This window comes from Xenorhabdus hominickii (assembly GCF_002632725.1).
GTDB lineage: Bacteria > Pseudomonadota > Gammaproteobacteria > Enterobacterales > Enterobacteriaceae > Xenorhabdus > Xenorhabdus hominickii.
The window spans coordinates 1-901 of the sequence record NZ_NJAI01000065.1 but is presented as its reverse complement, the minus strand read 5'-3'; the positions used below and the strand labels follow the sequence as shown (position 1 = coordinate 901).

Here is a 901-nt window from a genome sequence, read left to right as displayed (position 1 = left end):
TATAGCTAAATCATATTAATATGACATAATATCTAAATCTAAGATGACAAGGCATAAAATGAGATGGGCTACAGCTTAGATTTTCGAAAGCGAGTACTGGCATACAAAGACAAGCATTCGTTGACTTTCGAACAAACGAGTGCCCATTTTGAAATCTCCCTGCGTACCTTGTTCCGGTGGTGCAATAAAATAGAACCTTGTATGACCCGCAATAAACCCGCCACGAAAATCCCTGATGAGGTACTCATTGCGGATGTCCAAAATTTTCCTGATGACTATCAATGGGAAAGAGCAAAACGTTTAGGTGTCTCACAATCGGCTATTCATTACGCCTTGAAACGGCTTCGGATCACCCAGAAAAAAAACGCTCCAACCCCCTCGCGCTGATCCTCAAGTTCGTCAGGCATTTCTCGAGCGCATCAGCGATTATGAACAGACTGGCAGACCCATTGTTTATTTGGATGAAAGTGGTTTTGCTCAATCGATGCCACGTAAACATGGATATTCGGAAAAAGGGTTACGCTGTTTTGGTACGCATGACTGGCACGCAAAAGGCCGTATCAACGTCATTGGCGCCATTCTCGAAAATACCTTCGTCACCTTAAGCTTATTTACCGAGAATATTAATGCCGATGTTTTTTATGCGTGGGTAACGCAAGATTTGCTGCCAAAGCTTCCACACGGAGCAGTGATAGTGATGGATAATGCGCCTTTCCATAAACGGAATGACACGACACAAGCGATAGCAGACAGCAAATGTCAACTGGAATGGCTTTCCGCTTATAGTCCGGATTTGAACCCTATAGAACACAAATGGGGCGGAGCAAAAGCGATAAGGAGGCAAAAAAGATGTTCAGTTGATGAGTTGTTTACGGAGCATATTGAATATGTCAGGTTATGT

Annotated in this window: 1 protein-coding gene and 1 pseudogene; both read left to right on the top strand. The window is 43.3% G+C overall.

The features are described 5' to 3' along the window. Positions 1–63 precede the first annotated feature (63 nt). Entirely contained in the window at positions 64–387 is a 324-nt protein-coding gene (locus tag Xhom_RS25060) for an IS630 transposase-related protein (RefSeq protein ID WP_069315525.1), read from the top strand. Positions 388–409: 22 nt separating this feature from the next. Continuing rightward, positions 410–901 (top strand): annotated as a pseudogene (locus Xhom_RS25055) (transposase); the annotation flags it as partial.